Below are 16,893 nucleotides of genomic sequence, written 5' to 3'. Positions count from 1 at the left end.
TATCTGTTTAAAATTGAGTAAAATTATTTTCTTTAACAGTACTTTTTTGATTATTCCGATGACTATTAATAAATTCAGAACCGTTATCAGTTCTAATTCGTGTTATTTTAATACCAAATATTTTTTTAAAATCACGGATTGCTCTTTTAACAGCATCAATAGCATTCTCAGTGCATAATTTATCATAAATATAACCGAATACTCCTCTGATTCTTTCATCAATAAAATCATAAACATAATACTTTTTATCAACTGGAAATTTACTTGGCATAAAATATTTAGCATCCATTTGTAATAATCCTAATTCTTTAACTTCATATCTTGGGTGTTGTCTTTTAATTTCTTTAATTTTATTTTTTATTTTTAATCAACGTTTATCTTTTTTAAGTCAACGAAAAAATGTTTTTAAATTTTTTGGTGCTTTACTTTTTAATTCTTCGCTGTGAATTCCTTTTTTTAAATTATAAAACAAAGATAAAACACCGCCACCGTGTTTATTACAATACTCAAAATATAAATCACATATATTTTTTCGAGTATCTTCACCATATTGATAATTAATATTATTAGGAACTGTTGATTTTAATAATAAATCTTCAAAATTATTATTTGCATATGCAAGTAAAATTTTATTTGCTCAATAATAAAAAGTTGAAAATTTATTTTTAAAATATTTTTTAATTAAATCTTTTAATAACAACTTAGTTTCAAAAAAACTCCTTACATAAATTAATATATGCAAATATTTTCTTTTTTATTCTTTTATAATATTTATTTTGACAATTTTTACTTAAAAAATCTTGCAATTTTGCTTGTAAATCACTTAAATTAGAATCATTAATAATATATTTCATTAATTCACCTCATTTTTTTAAAAAAATAATATAGTATAGTTATATCATTTAAAATAATTTTTATAAAACTTCAAACTTTTTTAAACAATCATAATCATAAGTAAGTATCGTTTCTAAAATATATTTAAAAATGCTTATATATATATATAATGTCAATAGATCTTGATAAAAAGTTTCAAGATAAAAAAGGGAAAATACAAATAATGAAAAAACTTTTAAATTTATTAAGTATATTAACAATTAATGGAACTGTAATACAAACAACAATTGCTACAAGTACAGCTACAAGTACATATGAAAAGCAAGAAAATAATTTAGAAAATTTAATCAGAAATAAAAGAGAAAACAATAATTTATTTAATGTTAATTTAGAAGATATAAGAATTAACATAAATAATCCTAATTCTTTTAAAAATTGACATAATAAAGTTTTTCGTGCTTTAATACAAGCTAACATACTACGTGTTATATTTAATATAGAGAATGATCAGCCTAGTACAAGTACTGTTATAAATGATAATAGTGAGATTGTTGTCTTAAATAGATTTAAAGTTGAAGATAATACTACACCCAAAATGGGAGATAGATTTAAAGGTTCAGTAAGAGGTAAACCAACATATAAGTTTGTAGGCACACCCTACAACGGTTTTACTGTTCCTGTTATTATTGAGGAAAATTCACAATCTCAAAGAATTGATTTAGTTTTTAGAACTAGGGATCTTTATTTGGAGGGGTTTACTGTAAAAAATAAATATTATTATTTTTCAGAAGCTGATATAAGACATATAGATTCTATAGATAATATTAATATTAGTAGTTCCACTCCTTTGAAATTTAAAGCTGATTATAGAGATCTTTTCGTTGATGGAAACGGAAATGGAATTAATTTAAATATTAATTGAAGCACAATTGTTAATTCCTTTAAAACATTATCTAACTACCAAGGAGAAATTAATAGAAATATTAGAAATTCTTTAGGGATAATTGCTGTAGTTGTTGCAGAGAATTGACGATTTAGAAAAATAAATAATGAAATTAACAATAAAGTTATTGAAAATAAACAATCTATTGTTTTTGGGAAAGGTGAGCAAACAAAAGAAAATCTTTATAAAATTGCAATGGACTAAAATCAACAAGGTAGCAGTATTTTGAGATTAGCTTGAGAACGTTGAAATTATGGTATTCAAAGCCACCCGTACAGTAATTATTTTGACGAAAATCATCAGCCAATAGGAGTTATTAATAGAAATAATAGAAACACATGAAGAAATTGATTTTATGAACAAGTACTATCTTATACACCAATAAATGTATTTTCAGATGAAATTTATAATTCCCATACTTTAAGAATTTTATTTTTAATAGCTGTTAATTATATAACTACCTCATGCCATCATGGATCAAACCAAAAAGAGATATAAATGATAATTTAAATCAAAAATTTTGTGATTTAGAATCAGATATTGCAAAAATTAAGGGAGATATAATTTCAGTCCAAATTTTAGATAAAAATACTAAGGCTGTAGATAGAGAGGTTAGAGATGCTTATATCAGAACCACTGAGGACTTGTATTTAATCCGTAATAAAAATGGGAATGTTTTAAAATTAGAAAAATTAATGGATTGTGATTATAGATTAATGAGTAGTATTACATTTCCATTACAAAATTATTGTTCAAATGAAAATATTAGAAGTATAAGAGAATCAAGTGGGGTCACACAAAGTGGTAAAGTATATTGGGTTGGTTATAATCTTTTAGATAGAGATGCTTATTTGCTACCAAGTATTCCAGACAATGTTACTTCAATGGCTTTATTACATAAGGATAGTGCTGGTGAATTAAAAACAAACGCAGCTTATTTTGGAACAACAAATGGTGTTTATTATAGAAAAGGCAATGGTAGTGATGAAGTAAAAAAAGTATCTGGCCTAAATGAACCAATTCAATCAATCACTGTTGATAATGATGGTTCTGCCTGAGTTCTTACCGAAATTTTTAAAAATAAAAAACTAAGAGATAGTGGTTTTAATGATAATGGTAGTTTGACTTGTTTACCAATTAGTGATGAAAATCCATATTATGATTCTAAAAATGATTTTTTTAAAATAATTTGAAATTATGGTCATAATGGACTCGTAGTTAAATTATCATTAAATACTTCTCGCGTTATTGAAAAAATTTTCTTTGAAAGAAGTACGTCTGATTTTAAATCATATTTATTTAAATTAATTTCAAAATTACCAATAAGATTTTCAGCCGAAAATATGGAGACGGGGTATATAAATTATATTGTAGATATTATTTACTCAGGATTTTTTGAATTTCATAACGAGGTGATTAACCTAGTTAAAAGTGGTAATCCTGACAATAAATCAATTTTTGTTGTAACACGAAATACTTATGGTTGATCAAATTTAAGTTCTGATGAAAGACAAAAAGCCATTTACGCAGATACAACAGACTCTTATCATTTTGGTTAATATTTTATAGAATTAAAAATATGAAAAAAATATTAAGTCTTTTAGGAACAATCATTTTAACTGGAACAAGCACAACATCATTAATTAGTTGTGAAAAACCAAATAATAGTGAAAACGGGGAGGGCAATAAACCAGAACCATCATATAATCCACAACAACCACCCAAAAATAGTAATTGAAAATTAGTTAATGATTATAATTCATTTGTTTTTAATAAAGAAAATAAATTTTATTTTTTTGTTTTTCAACCTTTCAATGGTAAACAATGAAAAATATTAAAATTTAAACATGATAGAGATTTTGCTAAAGAAATAGATGGTATTCCTTTTATTCCTAGTGATATAAAAGTTTATGCTGAAGCAAGTAAATTAAAAGGTCTTTATCGTTGAGATGATAATGGTGAACCACAAATACCAGCAATTAATAAAACCATTGGTGAAATTACAGATTGAAAAGGTTAAAAAGGAACTATTTTTAAGTTCCTTTTTAAATTAATCGCACAAATTTCATAAATATAATTAATAAAAATAAATTAGTTATTGCACTATACAATGCAGGACTAAATTTTCATACTTCAAATGTTTGACTAAAAAAACTATAAATTGTTTGAAAAATCTTACCAACACCACTCGCTAGTTCGTTTACTTGTTTAATACCAGGGATATTATTAACTATTCAAATTGCCGCATTTCTGATATGACACGCTAAATTATATCAACTACAACTTTCATATTGTGCTTGTCATCATTGACTATCAGGAAATAATCCACCGTTATTAATTTCTTGTCAGTTATAAATACCAAAATTAAAATCATAATAATAATACATATCATTATCTTTTTGTGCTTGTAATTCAAAAACATTATAACCGATTTTTTGTTCTTCCATTTTCTTATATTTTAAACCATACTTGTTTTTTAAAGTTCCTTCAAAAACATAATCCTCATTTTGATTAATATTATAATCATTTGCAACAGAAAAATCATAATTAAATACATCTCCATAATTAGTGTTATAAAATCGATTTTTATAAGCAGAATACATCTTAAAATCTAATGATTTATATTTATCAGAAAAATAAAAGTAACGAGGATAAATTTTAAAACCATTATTTGCTAATAAACCATATTTTTTATTATATCCTTGTGTATAAGTATTATTTTCTAAATCAAAAATTGTTCGTAAATAATCTTTATAAAAGTTTTGTGAAACTGTAAACATACTATTTAATAATTTTTCAAATCGATTTTTATTAATATTATTTTCATCAATTAAAACATCTCTAAAATTAACTAATTTTAAACCAAAAAAATTAATTAAAACAGTATCATATTGTAAATTATCAATATAACCACTTTCAATAAAATTACTACGATTTTGAAACACAGGTACCAAAGCATATGCAAAAAAGGCTTTTAAAAATTTATTAATATCAATTTGACCTTTCATCTGTTCAAAAACTTCTTTACCAGTATTAGGAGTATTACCCTGATAATAATTATATGTTTCAGCACTAAAATTAAATGTATTTTCTTTATCTTTCATAAAAGAAAATAAAAAACCTAAATCATCAGTATATCGATAACTATTATAATCATATCCATTCCAATATTGTTTAAGATATATTAATTCTAAACTACCAGCAATAATATTATTATCTTTATCAATTGTTAAAACCATCCGATAAATTGATTTTTTAGTTAAAATAGTATCAATACTAGACTTGTCCAAATTATTAATAATTTCAAAATCAAAGATTATTCGTTGTGTTCCAACAATGGGAATCTCATAATCAGGATTACCGCCTTGCTGTACTCTAATATTTTCTTAAATAATAACATCTAAGTAATTATTTAAAAAATCTTTAATCTTATTTTGACTATTAATATTTCAATCTGTAATTTCACCAATGGTTTTATTAATTGCTGGTATTTGTGGTTCACCATTATCATCTCAACGATAAAGACCTTTTAATTTACTTGCTTCAGCATAAACTTTTATATCACTAGGAATAAAAGGAATACCATCTATTTCTTTAGCAAAATCTGTATCATGTTTAAATTTTAATATTTTTCATTGTTTACCATTAAAAGGTTGAAAAACAAAAAAATAAAATTTATTTTCTTTATTAAAAACAAATGAATTATAATTAGTAATTAATTTTCAATTATCTTCTATTAAATTAACTGATTGTAAATCATTTATATTTGTTTTTAATTTATTTAACATTTGCGTTAAATTATATTTAGTTGTAAAAGAACAAATAAAATTTGTTAATTCTCTTAAAAATTGTTTTTTATCAACATCATAAAATTTATTAATGTTATATTGTTTAACATAAGTATTTCAATTTTTATATAAATCCATAAACTTATCACTAGTTTTATTGTAAGAAACACCAGTTGAATAACTATCCTTTAAAAAATCTAAATATCATTTATCGTTATAAATTAATGATTTTGATGTTTTTAAAGTAGGATTAATAAAATAATTGGTATCACTTCAATTTTCGAAAAAAATACTGCGTAAAAACATTGTATTAATAAAATCAGTTTCATTTATACCAGTTTCTACACTTCGCTTTGTTCTTGCTTTTTCTTCTGTTTGTTATGATTGATGGTTTTGTTGTAATGTCATCGCCCCTAATGAGAAAAAAGAAATCAATAAAATTGGTATAAACGAAAATAATACTAAAAACTTACGCATTATTTTTTACCAATTTATTTTTACAATTTTCTTTTATTAATTTAATAATTTCATTAAATAAATAACCATAAAAATAATGAATTATTAAGATATATCACAATATATCAAATCATAAACCATAAATTATATAAAAATTTATACCAGCATATTTTTCTTTTAATTCTTCAATCGTTGAAACTGTATCTAAAATACATACAAGCGTTAACAAAAAACTTATAATAAGATACAAAATCAAATCAACCCAAGAAATAAACAAACCATTTTGTTTCTTTTCTTTTTTATTTTCTACATTACTTTTCATAAATTCAACTCCTAACTATATAATGTTTTTGAAATAATAAAACCAATAATATATAAACTTGATATTGTTAACATTAACGGATGACTAAATAAAATGGCCATTTTACCAAAAATAGATAATAATCAAGTATCAGAATTATATAAATCCATAATAATATTTTTTGCTGATGTTAATTGATTTATAATAATTGTTATAAAACCTGTACCGAATATAGCGATTGCCACTACCAATAAAACTAACTTAATCATATAAAATCAACTCCTTACTTATTTTTTTATTCTTTTAGTGCTATGAATTCTTTTAAATCCTTGTTCTCTTGTTTTTGCTTGTCTTGCTAAACTTGATAACTGTTGTTTATTGCGACTAACTTTAAATTGTTTTCATTCTTTAATATGTTTTTGTAAACCTTGTTTAGTACTAGAAACACTCCGAACAGTAGCACCGTATAGTTTAGAACTATTAATAACACCACTTTTAACTGTTGAACCTAAATCGTTATAATTAGTTGATGTTCCATGAATAGCATAAATTGATAACTTAATAACCATAAAAAAAATTAAAAAATAAGCAATCGTTATATTTGTCATTGGCAATTTAGTATTTCAAATTACATCAAAAACAAATAAAAAAGTATCAAAAATAAAACTAAAAATCTTATTTCAATTATCGTTATTAACGCTTTCACTTAATAAATTACTCATTTTTTATCTTTCCTTTCCCTTTTTTTGCTTTTAAATTTTCTTTCAAAATATCAATATCAAACAATTCTAAGCGTTGTTTATTATTTAATTTTGATATATCTTTTCAAAAATATTCTTTTTTATTAACAACTTCATCATTTTTTAAATCACGGACAAAACTTAATCAATGACTATCGTATTTATTTGCAAATTCAAGCGGAATAATTATTTTAAAAAATCGAATTCCTAATCCAACATCCGACTTATGTTTTGCTCGTTTACCTTCTGCTGTTCGTTCTACTGATTTTGTTTTTCAAATTTCATAATCTGTAATATCTTGGAAAATACCAATTCGCATAACAAAACTACGATTAAAAATATTACCTAATTTAGATTTAACGGGTTTTTCAATGAAATCGGAATAATAATACCACTTGCTAAATGACGAATATTATTTCACATCATTCCCTCACGCTGTACGGTAAAAATCGCTCTATTTTTAAAATGTCTTGCTAAAACAATCCACACACTTTTACCACCATGAACTTTTTTAACTTCGTGGGGACTAGTTCTATCAATATATAAAAAACTTTCATCAAACAAAATTAAACTATCGTCAGGCGGTACTAATTTAGTTCTATCAGTAAAATCTAAATTATTAAAAGTTAAAAGTTTTATTGCATCATCTTCAATTGGATAATTACTATAAATTTTCTTTGTTAAAAGTTTCATAACTTGTGATAAAAAAGTTAAAAGTAATGTTTTACCAGTTCCTAATTTACCAATAATTACTGATAACGGATTATCTCAAATAAAGTAAACTAAACGAAAAACATTTAACTGATAAAAAACATTTTTTCAAATTCACCAAACAAAATAAACACACTGCAAAGCAAATAAAAGTCAAAATACTAAACCAGTATAATTTAATGAAATTATTCAAAGTAATAAATCAATTAAACTAAACAAAACCATTGAACTATTAATAAAACAAAAATTTATTAGAAAAAATACAAACTTTTTCATTACTTAAAATACCCAACTATTTTAAAAATCATTCACAATAAGAACCAAGTTAAAAACAAAATTACAATTCAAACACCAATCATTAAAGTTAAATATTCATTTTGTGTTAAATTTCAAGTTGTAATAGTTTCAACATTAGATTTATTTATAAATAAAAATATATGAATAAAAAACTCTTTTAATTTTTCTCAATCATTTTGCAGTTTTAAAAACTTCACATTTTTTGAATAAGTTTGAAAAAAATTCCAAAAAATAAAACTATAAATAATACAAACGATATGACATATAAAAATTCAGGGGCATTTGAACCAATAATATAACTAACAAATTGAACTCAATAATTATATAAACTCATTTAATTTAAACTTTCTAAGTCATTAATTAATTGTTGTACTTTTTCATCACTTCAATTTGTTAAATTATTATTGTTATTTGTTTTTACTTTTTTAGGTTCATTTTGAAATAATGCTTTATGCATACGCGTAAAATAGTTTTGTTTATATTGATTATACAAATCAATTATTTCTGTTCCAGTTAAATATTTTCAATCGTGTTGTTTTAAATTTTCATCATATTTTACAATACGATAAGAATTATCATAAATCAAACCAATTGCTACTTGTTCTGAGTATTTTTCACTCGGATAAATAAATTTATTACTCAATCAAAAACCAATATGACGATTATGATTAGGTAAATTTATAAAACTTGCTTTATCTATTTCAAAAGCAATAAGTTTCTTAGAAATAAAATAATTTGCTATATTCTTATTTTTCTTATAAAAATTATTCAATTTTATCAACTCCTAACTAATTATTTGTTTAATAAACAATGTTATATTTAATGTTTATATATTGCTTATTTTTGATAAAAACACTGATTATTAACAATGTTATACATAATATATAAAATAATAAAAATTGGCACACTGAAAAATACTATTAAGTTTTAAAGTAATAGTTATATAAAATAAATTAATAAAAAATAAATAAACTAGTGTACCTTAGTTTTTGTTAAAATACTTTGAATATTAGAGTAATATACTCTATTAAAATCCTTTAACCATATGACGGAAAAAGTTTAATATCTTAATAATAATAAATAATCCAAATGGAATTAAAATAATTCACGCATCACCTAAAAAGGTCATTAATTGCGGTAAAATACCATATACAGCATCTTTTACTTTACCCATTGCATTACCTAAACCAGTTCAAATGGAATTCATTCCATCACCAAAACCGATTTTTGTAACTGTTTCAGTTAATAAATTCATTATTTTCTATCCTCCTTTTTTTCAAATTCTTTTTTTTCTTTTTTCTTATCTTGAATTTGTCTAACTTTTTGATAAATTGATAAACCAATTCACGCAAAAATACCTAACAAAATCAAAATACTAAATATTCATGTTAATCATACTGGCATGATATAACTCCTTTCATAAATTAAAAAATTGAAATTTGCAAACTCGCTCTGCTCGTTGTCGCTTCGCTCCACTTAAAAACATTATTGAATAAATTATTCCGCGTAATTTATTAGCGGATAATTTATTCTTTTACTTTTTAATTTCAATATCTTTTACAATCTTATTAACAGTATTAATAAAAATATCTTTACCATACTTTTTCACTAATGACCGCAAAATTAAATATTGCTTTGTTTGCATAATTTTAACTCCTTATTTAAAATATTAATAAAATTTATTTTGTAAAAATGTAAATACCACAAAAATACAAAATGTATGTGGTTTCTACAGTTATTATTTAAAACTGCCTTCCCAAAGGGGCCATAAACTGGCGTTTGAATTAAAACATAATCATTAACATCAGTTAAACATTGAATTAGTTGATGAAGAGCATTAACTGTCCCATGTACAAGTTTGATTTTATCTTTTGGAATTGTAAGTTGATGTTGATAATAATATCAAATACTTACCGCTTCATAAAAAACATTACTAACATAAGTATAACTATATACTCCTTTTTCTGCACGATTTAAAATAGCATTGGTAATTGGCTGTGGTGTAAGAAAATCTAAATCAGCAATTAATGAATTAATGATATTATCACCAGTTAAATGATAATTATCTGCAATATATGTTTGATCTCATTTTCGTTCGGAATTTTTTGTTCGATCAATGATAATATCAAAATTATATTTTATCGCAAATTTATCTTTACCTTTCTACCTTAATCTTTGTTTTTTTCTGTTTTTGATTTAAATATTTTTCTTGTTCACTTGATGATAATTTATTATATTTTTTTAATTGTTGTTTTTTAATACTTGGAGCAATTCCCAATGACATAATATTAATTGTCCAAGTATGCACTTTTTGCTCTAAAACTGGTTTTGTTTTAATATATTTTAATCCCAATAATAATGTTGTTGAAATTGCACAACCAATAATTGCAAAAATTAATCACAGTAGAATGGCAACACCAATTGCAACAGTTCCTGTTGTTGATTGGATTCCTGCCATTGTAATAAAACCATCTCCCGTAATGGTTGAACCTAAATTAAAAGCTGCGCATAAACCCCCAGATACAGCACTTCCTATCATAAAAGAAGGAATCACACGGAATGGGTCTGATAAAGCAAATGGTATTGCTCCTTCAGTAATTCCTAACGAAGATAAGATTCATGACATTTTTCCAGCTTTTTTTCATATTGATTTGAAAACCGATGACCAATAAAAGTTACTAAAGTAGTCGTTCATCCAGTTCCAATTCCAGTAGCTCAAAAGCATGCATATGGAACTAACAAGGTTGGATTAGTCAATTGTCCACTTGTAAAAGCTTGTGAAAATGATGCAAATGAGAAAGCTCATGCCACTTTATTAAAAGGACCCCCAAAAAATTAAAAATACACATCATTCCAATAATAATTCCCAATATTGCTGCTAAATTTGAAGTTTGTAAAGTTGTCAATCCACTAAAAATAACATTAATTAATAAGGCAATTGGTTGACCAATCACAAAGAGAATTAAACAAATACTAATTAACGATCCTAAAACAGGATAAACAAATCAAGTTAAGACACCTTACATTTTTTTACTAACAAGATACTTTTTAAATCCTTTCATCATATAACCGACAACAATGCCAATAATTAAACCACATAAAAAACCTAGTCCATTAACAATTACAGTGCCATCATTGGCGGTTTTTGTTACATAAACACAAGCTAATCCTCCTAAAAAACCTGGTGTTAAACCTGGCTTATCTGCCATAGCATATGCAATATAGGCTGCTAACACTGTAGCTAATAAAATACTTAAACTTTTACCAGCAACATCACTTAAATTATTTAATCAATTAGCATGTTCCTTAATATAATCAACATCCGCAATTTGAGTAATAATTGTAATTAAAGCTTGAATTGCTGTTCCAGCAACAATGACAGGCACTGCATAGGAAATCCCTGTTAAAACAGCATTTTTTAAACTAACAGCGCCAGCTTTAAAATGTAATTTAAATCATCCTTTTTCTTTTTTTCTTTTTTAAATTTTTTAGTTGGAATCTGTTGGTTAGGTAACGGTCGCATAATTTGTATGGCTTTTGAAAAACCGTTTCAATATCATGTAATGATTCAGTAATTGCTACTTTTAAAATAGGAATATCAACAAATCGTTCTTATTCACCAACTGCAATATCAGCAGCAATAATTAAAACATTAGCATTTAAAATATCCTCTGGTGTTAATTTATCTTCATATCCATTAGCACCTTGTTTTTCAAATTTTACAGCATATCCTAATTTTTTTGCTTCATCTTCAATTTTTTTGGCAGCCATATAAGTGTGCGCTACTCCAGCTAAACAAGCTTTAATTCCTAAAACATAACCTTGATAACTTTCATTGTTAACTATCTTTTCATTATCAACTGCCTGCAATAATTTCAAGATTTCAATTTTATTAGTTGATGTTTTTAAAACTTGACGTAGATTTGAATTTAATAATTTTTTAGCAACATTACTTAAAACTTCTAAGTAAATGTCATTTTTTTATTAGTCGGAATAATTAGTGCAATGGCAACTTGAACCTTTGTATTATCAAAAGTTAACCATACTAATCCAGTTTGATAGCGAACAAAAATAACAGCTGGCTTTTTAATGTCTTTAATTCGAGCATGTGGAATTTCAAAACCATCTTCTAAACCAGTTGATGTTTCATGTTCGCGCGCTCATAATGCTTTTACTAATTTTTCGGAATTATCAATGCAACCCGCTTGATACGCTACTGCTGCTAATTCATGAAATGCTTTATCTTAAGTTTTTGCAAATGAATTTAAAATAATTTGTTCTGATGAAAAAAGATTATTTTTGTTTTTATTACTCATATTGACCTCCTAAAATTAAAATATTAAACTGTTTTTGTTCTTCCTTTTATTAAAGCAAAAACAATATTTTTAACAAGAAAAAAACTATATTTTGAAATATAGTTCTAAAAAATGTAATTAATTTTATTAAATATTTTTCCGAATAATTTTGCATATAAATAATCTAAAAACTGCATAACAGTTTGTGAACGAATTGAAAAAATATCTCAAATATCATTTTCCCGAGAATTAATAACAAAATAATCACTTAAACTAATAATTAACTCAGTTTTCTTCCCAATAATACCAAATGAATACACAATGGGTTTAACTTGTTTTGCAATTGTTGCAATAAAAGTTGATTGCCCACTTAATGTTATATAAAGAACCATATCATTTTCATTAATCATTGGCAAATATGATTCAATTGAATTTAAATCATTTTGATGAATAACATTTTTATTAATTAACCGTAATCTCTGAACAAAATTTCGGGAAACATTATATTTTAAATTAAAAGCAAAAATAAAAACTGTTTTTGCGGTAATAATTTTTCAATTAAAACTGATAAATCAGTTTCAAAAAAATTAGCATGTAAATCTTGTGCAGATTCAATCTTAATTTTCAAATATTCATCAAAAAAAGATGTCTCATTTTGTACTAATTGTTTATTTGCACTAAATTGTTGCGAATTTAATGTAACATTTTCTGTTAAGTATTTTAATTTAAATTTTAATTCATTAATTCTCTCTAATCCCAATTTTGGGCAGAATCGAATAATACCCGCTGTTGAAGTAAAACAATGATTAGCTAATTCATTCGTAGTTAACTTACTAATTGTTGTAATATTATCTAAAATATAACGAGCAATTGTTTGATTTGTTAAATTTTTTTCATCGGTTGCTAAAATCTGCAATTGTTTTAATAAATATGTATCCATTCAACTCTGCTTTTAAACATTAATAACAAAATATAAATAATCTCCTCATTAATTTCAATTCATTGTTTTTAAAATTGGATAAGGATGGTCCATAAATTTTTTGTTTAAAAGAAAAGCAATAATAAACATTACAAGTAATCCTAAAAAACTAATCAAATAATCACCAATATTAATAGTTTCTGACACATATGATAACATATTAAAAATAATTTGATAGCGAATTAAGCCAATAATGGTTATCCCAATGGGAATTTAAATTACTCAGTTAATTAAAATAATTGGTAAATAAATCAAGAACATCCGATTAAAAATTAATAAATCAGAATACCCTAGTGCTTTAAAACTATTCAAAACTTTTAAATTATCTTTTAAAATGATATTTGTAATAATAAAAATTTGGAAAATACATGCCATAATTGAAGCAACTAAAATTAATAAATAAATTAAAAATAAAATAATTTGTAAATTAACTGTTTGTTGCAATAAAATTTTTAAATTTTGTGTTCAATTATAAATTGGTGCTGATTCATACTCTGTTTCAAATGAAGCATCATAATTATTATTTTTATCATAAACACCAATATAATGATATGTTTCATTATCGCGTAATTCTGAATATAGGTTTGCTAAACGTTTTGGCCTTAAGCATTGATTATTATACTTATTAATTAAAAACATATTTTTCATTCCATTATCAAATTGATCAACAACAATATAAAATATGGCACTTCGATCATTAAAATTATCTAATAAAATGTAACCAATATTAATATTATTTAAATAACGATAAGTATGATTAATAATAATTGGGTATAATTGAATCTGATAATTTTTTGGATTTCAATTAGGATTTTTACCATGAAATCATTTTTTACTTTAAATTAATTTTTTCATTTCATTAACTTGCAAAATCGCATAATTAACAACTGGACTAAAATGATTAGTTTGTGCTGCTCGTAATAAACTATCATCATCAGGTTGATCAAAACTCTTAATTTTATTAAAGAATCAATTAATATCTGTTTTTTTCTCAACATTTGGGTAAAATAACGTTGTATTATTTTTATAATCATAAAATTCAATAGTACTACCATATAGACTTTTTAAATTTCTATGACTAATAAAATTCCGATAAAAGGTTGGAATTAATAAATCAATTTTCGAATTTGTGTTAGCAATTTGATATTCGTTTAAAAACTGTTCTAATAAACTATAGTTTATTGCTTCTCGTGCATATAAATTTTGGGTATTTGCAAAAATTTCTGATTGATATGGACCATAAATAATTGGTTGATAACCTATCGTAATAATTCCATCTTCCTTACTTAGTTGATTAATAAAATATTCTTAAACTGTTCCCTTAATAAATTTGGTAATTTGTTCATAATACTGGGTATCTTTACAATTTTCAACATATCATTCATAAAATCTTGCTTTAAATCATTTGTATTTAAACGACTTAATAATATTACTGTCACCAACAAATGGCCGACATACTGGATCACCAAAACTAAAAGTATTATATTTTTTTAATACTAATTCTTCTGTAAATTGTCGTATTTCGGGTTGTAATAAATAATATCCAGAAACATCCGGTTCTTTAACTGTCTCGGGATTTTCATAAACTAAATAATCATATGGTGGTATTTCACTAGCACCATAATTATAATTATTATCATAACGATAAACATACTTCCAATTTGCATTTGTTTTTAAATTAAGATTAATTTGACTAAAATTAATAATTGTTGTTAATCCTGTAAACAACATTGCTCCGGTTAACGTTGTTACAACAAGTGCTAATAATAATTTTCACTTAGCATCTAACGCAAATTTAAGACTAATTTTATATTTAAAATTTAAATGTAATAAATGATGACCTTTTGGAATTCGTGTTTTAACTACTTTTGGTTTTAGTAAAACTAATGTTGGTCGTGACACTTCAATAATAATGAATAAAAAAGCATAAAAACAAACAACAAAACTAGGTAACAAATATGTTCCAACTATTAATCACCAAGGGGGGAACTGAAATATAAGCAGTAAATTCTAAAAAACCTTGATAAGTAATATTTAAGATAAAAGAGAAGATTCAACTTATTATTAATGATAATGAAGAAATAATAAACATTAATAATAAAAAACAAGAAAGAAGTAAAAACGCAATTGTTCCCGTTCCGTATCCTTATGCTTTTAAATTACCAATAATTCCCCGGTTTAATAATAGTTTATTAACAATCATACTAATCATAATGAAAGATGAAATTATTAATAATAATTAAATTGCAATTAAAATTGACCAAATAATATCTTCTTTATTTTTAATAAGTTCTTTCATATGATGTAATGGTGTATAAGCAACTGCAGAACGTGAAAAAGTAGCATTATCATAAACATTTGGAATATCACTTCAACTATTTTGAGCATACAAAAAACCAGGATTTAATTCTGTTGATGCAAAAGCAGCGTGAATACTAATTATGCTGTTAATAAGCTGTGGTGCATCATTAGTGATTTTTGTTAATAAATTTGTATATTCAGGACCACGAAGTCATAAATATGGGTTATAAATAAAAGATGACTCATTTGCTGCACTATTAACATAAGCATTTGTGGCAAAACCAATCACACGATATTCGTAAACATAAATATTAAAAAGATCATTAATCTTGATTTTATTATGTGAAGCATAAGAATTATTAATAATAATTGGAGGATAATTATCGCTTACCTGATAATTTAAAAAATCTTTATAATTTCCTTTTATTATAATTGGTGTTGTCCAATAATATGGTTGCACACTTTGAATATAAAAGTTTTCTGCTTTAAAAATATCGTAAAGTCGCATTGTTTCACTCATTAGAGCACGATCAGCAACTGAACCAATAATAACAGAATTTAAAAGACGAGTTTGTAAGTTATAAATTCGTTTCTAATTTGTACTAAAATCCTTATAAGCATTAGTAAAAATTAATGTATCTGTGACTAATCTAGGATTATCTGGTGAACTTACGAATGGAATCAAGTTTGCTGGATTTTGTAAATAACTAACCAATTCATGATAATCAGCATTACTAAAAAAATAAACACTATCAGGAACAATATTAGTATTAAAGTTTAATATTACTTCACCGTTTTCCTTTAACTGTTCCATAAAATATGAATTTGAACTATTTGAAGCAAGCCATTTTCCTGACTGGTTACTTTCTGAATCCAATACAATTTGAAGTATCTTTGCCATTTGGTTTTAACTGAAAATAAGGACTTTCTACTTTATTATTGTCTAAATTTCCATCCTCGTTAATATAATTAATATTGTTTAAACCATATGATAAATTTTGATGGTTTGAAATAATTTTTAAATTATGATTAAATTGAAATGAAATATTAGTATCATACAAATCATTACCAATTAATTCTAATTGAACTGTACTTAAACTGCTTGACATAATCATTCAGCCAAACAAGGTAATAATAATTCCTAACATTAAAAATAGGCCTAAAACTTGTAAACTATTTCTAGTAAAACTTAATCAAAAATTCTTAAACAAATATCTTATCATCATTACTTTTCATCTCCATATACTT

Annotated in this window: 24 protein-coding genes and 2 pseudogenes; 3 read left to right on the top strand and 23 right to left on the bottom strand. The window is 24.3% G+C overall.

Translation table 4 applies throughout. The features are described from left to right. Positions 1-7: 7 nt before the first annotated feature. Both ACZ91P_RS16705 and ACZ91P_RS16700 read right to left on the bottom strand, forming a co-directional pair. Complete coding sequence (locus tag ACZ91P_RS16705) at positions 8-700, bottom strand: DDE-type integrase/transposase/recombinase (RefSeq protein ID WP_465157411.1); 693 nt, start codon at positions 698-700, stop codon at positions 8-10. Position 701: 1 nt separating this feature from the next. Next, entirely contained in the window at positions 702-854 is a 153-nt protein-coding gene (locus ACZ91P_RS16700; RefSeq protein ID WP_465157410.1) for a hypothetical protein, read from the bottom strand. Positions 855-1,057: 203 nt separating this feature from the next. Here ACZ91P_RS16700 and ACZ91P_RS16695 point away from each other — a divergent pair, with 203 nt between their 5' ends. The 3 genes from ACZ91P_RS16695 (at position 1,058) to ACZ91P_RS16685 (ending at position 3,797) form a co-directional block, all read left to right on the top strand. Then, a complete protein-coding gene (locus ACZ91P_RS16695) occupies positions 1,058-1,981 on the top strand; it encodes a ribosome-inactivating family protein (RefSeq protein ID WP_465157409.1) in 924 nt (307 codons plus the stop codon). Between the two features lie 260 nt (positions 1,982-2,241). After that, positions 2,242-3,336: a hypothetical protein gene (locus ACZ91P_RS16690; RefSeq protein WP_465157408.1), complete on the top strand. Its 1,095-nt coding sequence runs from the start codon at positions 2,242-2,244 to the stop codon at positions 3,334-3,336. Positions 3,337-3,356: 20 nt separating this feature from the next. After that, on the top strand, positions 3,357-3,797 hold the full coding sequence (locus ACZ91P_RS16685; protein ID WP_465157407.1) for a spiroplasma phage ORF1-like family protein: 441 nt from the start codon (positions 3,357-3,359) through the stop codon (positions 3,795-3,797). 25 nt (positions 3,798-3,822) lie between these two features. On the opposite strand, the pseudogene ACZ91P_RS16680 reads toward ACZ91P_RS16685, so the two are convergent. The 21 genes and pseudogenes from ACZ91P_RS16680 to ACZ91P_RS16580 all read right to left on the bottom strand — a co-directional run. Then, positions 3,823-5,904 (bottom strand): annotated as a pseudogene (locus ACZ91P_RS16680) (spiroplasma phage ORF1-like family protein); the annotation flags it as partial. A gap of 130 nt (positions 5,905-6,034) precedes the next feature. After that, positions 6,035-6,343, bottom strand: coding sequence for a hypothetical protein (locus ACZ91P_RS16675; protein ID WP_465156743.1), 309 nt, complete (start codon positions 6,341-6,343; stop codon positions 6,035-6,037). 11 nt (positions 6,344-6,354) lie between these two features. Then, a complete protein-coding gene (locus ACZ91P_RS16670; protein ID WP_465155605.1) occupies positions 6,355-6,591 on the bottom strand; it encodes a hypothetical protein in 237 nt (78 codons plus the stop codon). An 18-nt stretch (positions 6,592-6,609) separates the two neighbouring features. After that, positions 6,610-7,044 (bottom strand): hypothetical protein, encoded by a 435-nt coding sequence (locus tag ACZ91P_RS16665; RefSeq protein WP_465155607.1) that lies wholly within the window; start codon positions 7,042-7,044, stop codon positions 6,610-6,612. Continuing rightward, positions 7,037-8,049, bottom strand: a pseudogene (locus ACZ91P_RS16660) (hypothetical protein). The gene ACZ91P_RS16665 and the pseudogene ACZ91P_RS16660 overlap by 8 nt, the downstream one beginning before the upstream one ends. Then, positions 8,049-8,252: a DUF2649 family protein gene (locus ACZ91P_RS16655; protein WP_465159005.1), complete on the bottom strand. Its 204-nt coding sequence runs from the start codon at positions 8,250-8,252 to the stop codon at positions 8,049-8,051. Before ACZ91P_RS16655 ends, ACZ91P_RS16660 begins: the two are co-directional and overlap by 1 nt. A gap of 152 nt (positions 8,253-8,404) precedes the next feature. Further along, a complete protein-coding gene (locus ACZ91P_RS16650) occupies positions 8,405-8,842 on the bottom strand; it encodes a DUF3627 domain-containing protein (protein WP_465157406.1) in 438 nt (145 codons plus the stop codon). 255 nt (positions 8,843-9,097) lie between these two features. Continuing rightward, positions 9,098-9,325, bottom strand: coding sequence for a hypothetical protein (locus ACZ91P_RS16645; RefSeq protein WP_004028563.1), 228 nt, complete (start codon positions 9,323-9,325; stop codon positions 9,098-9,100). Further along, the gene (locus ACZ91P_RS16640) at positions 9,325-9,474 is read right to left on the bottom strand and encodes a hypothetical protein (RefSeq protein WP_465156735.1); all 150 of its coding nucleotides are present in this window, start codon (positions 9,472-9,474) and stop codon (positions 9,325-9,327) included. Before ACZ91P_RS16640 ends, ACZ91P_RS16645 begins: the two co-directional genes overlap by 1 nt. Positions 9,475-10,225: 751 nt before the next feature. Further along, positions 10,226-10,696, bottom strand: coding sequence for a hypothetical protein (locus ACZ91P_RS16635; protein ID WP_465157405.1), 471 nt, complete (start codon positions 10,694-10,696; stop codon positions 10,226-10,228). Continuing rightward, positions 10,672-10,881 (bottom strand): hypothetical protein, encoded by a 210-nt coding sequence (locus ACZ91P_RS16630; RefSeq protein WP_465157404.1) that lies wholly within the window; start codon positions 10,879-10,881, stop codon positions 10,672-10,674. The genes ACZ91P_RS16635 and ACZ91P_RS16630 overlap by 25 nt, the downstream gene beginning before the upstream one ends. Before the next feature lie 209 nt (positions 10,882-11,090). Then, the gene (locus ACZ91P_RS16625; protein ID WP_465157403.1) at positions 11,091-11,456 is read right to left on the bottom strand and encodes a hypothetical protein; all 366 of its coding nucleotides are present in this window, start codon (positions 11,454-11,456) and stop codon (positions 11,091-11,093) included. A gap of 226 nt (positions 11,457-11,682) precedes the next feature. Next, positions 11,683-11,949, bottom strand: a complete 267-nt coding sequence (locus ACZ91P_RS16620; protein ID WP_465157402.1) for a PTS fructose transporter subunit IIB — start codon at positions 11,947-11,949, stop codon at positions 11,683-11,685. Positions 11,950-12,032: 83 nt separating this feature from the next. Next, complete coding sequence (locus ACZ91P_RS16615; protein ID WP_465159033.1) at positions 12,033-12,266, bottom strand: PTS sugar transporter subunit IIA; 234 nt, start codon at positions 12,264-12,266, stop codon at positions 12,033-12,035. 224 nt (positions 12,267-12,490) lie between these two features. Beyond that, a complete protein-coding gene (locus ACZ91P_RS16610) occupies positions 12,491-12,775 on the bottom strand; it encodes a hypothetical protein (RefSeq protein ID WP_465157401.1) in 285 nt (94 codons plus the stop codon). 98 nt (positions 12,776-12,873) lie between these two features. Next, entirely contained in the window at positions 12,874-13,305 is a 432-nt protein-coding gene (locus ACZ91P_RS16605; RefSeq protein WP_465157400.1) for a MurR/RpiR family transcriptional regulator, read from the bottom strand. A gap of 252 nt (positions 13,306-13,557) precedes the next feature. Beyond that, complete coding sequence (locus ACZ91P_RS16600; protein ID WP_465157399.1) at positions 13,558-13,992, bottom strand: hypothetical protein; 435 nt, start codon at positions 13,990-13,992, stop codon at positions 13,558-13,560. A gap of 660 nt (positions 13,993-14,652) precedes the next feature. After that, positions 14,653-15,300 carry a hypothetical protein gene (locus ACZ91P_RS16595; RefSeq protein WP_465157398.1) on the bottom strand — a complete coding sequence of 216 codons (648 nt, stop codon included), beginning with the start codon at positions 15,298-15,300 and terminating at the stop codon, positions 14,653-14,655. A gap of 283 nt (positions 15,301-15,583) precedes the next feature. After that, complete coding sequence (locus tag ACZ91P_RS16590) at positions 15,584-16,165, bottom strand: hypothetical protein (RefSeq protein ID WP_465157397.1); 582 nt, start codon at positions 16,163-16,165, stop codon at positions 15,584-15,586. Between the two features lie 72 nt (positions 16,166-16,237). After that, positions 16,238-16,459 (bottom strand): hypothetical protein, encoded by a 222-nt coding sequence (locus ACZ91P_RS16585; RefSeq protein ID WP_465157396.1) that lies wholly within the window; start codon positions 16,457-16,459, stop codon positions 16,238-16,240. 46 nt (positions 16,460-16,505) lie between these two features. Next, the gene (locus ACZ91P_RS16580; RefSeq protein ID WP_465157395.1) at positions 16,506-16,871 is read right to left on the bottom strand and encodes a hypothetical protein; all 366 of its coding nucleotides are present in this window, start codon (positions 16,869-16,871) and stop codon (positions 16,506-16,508) included. Positions 16,872-16,893 lie beyond the last annotated feature (22 nt).

The sequence above is a fragment of the Spiroplasma endosymbiont of Halictus nicosiae genome, assembly GCF_978018445.1.
The sequence above is the reverse complement of the archived record's forward strand: the minus strand, read 5'-3'. Positions and strand labels throughout refer to the sequence as shown.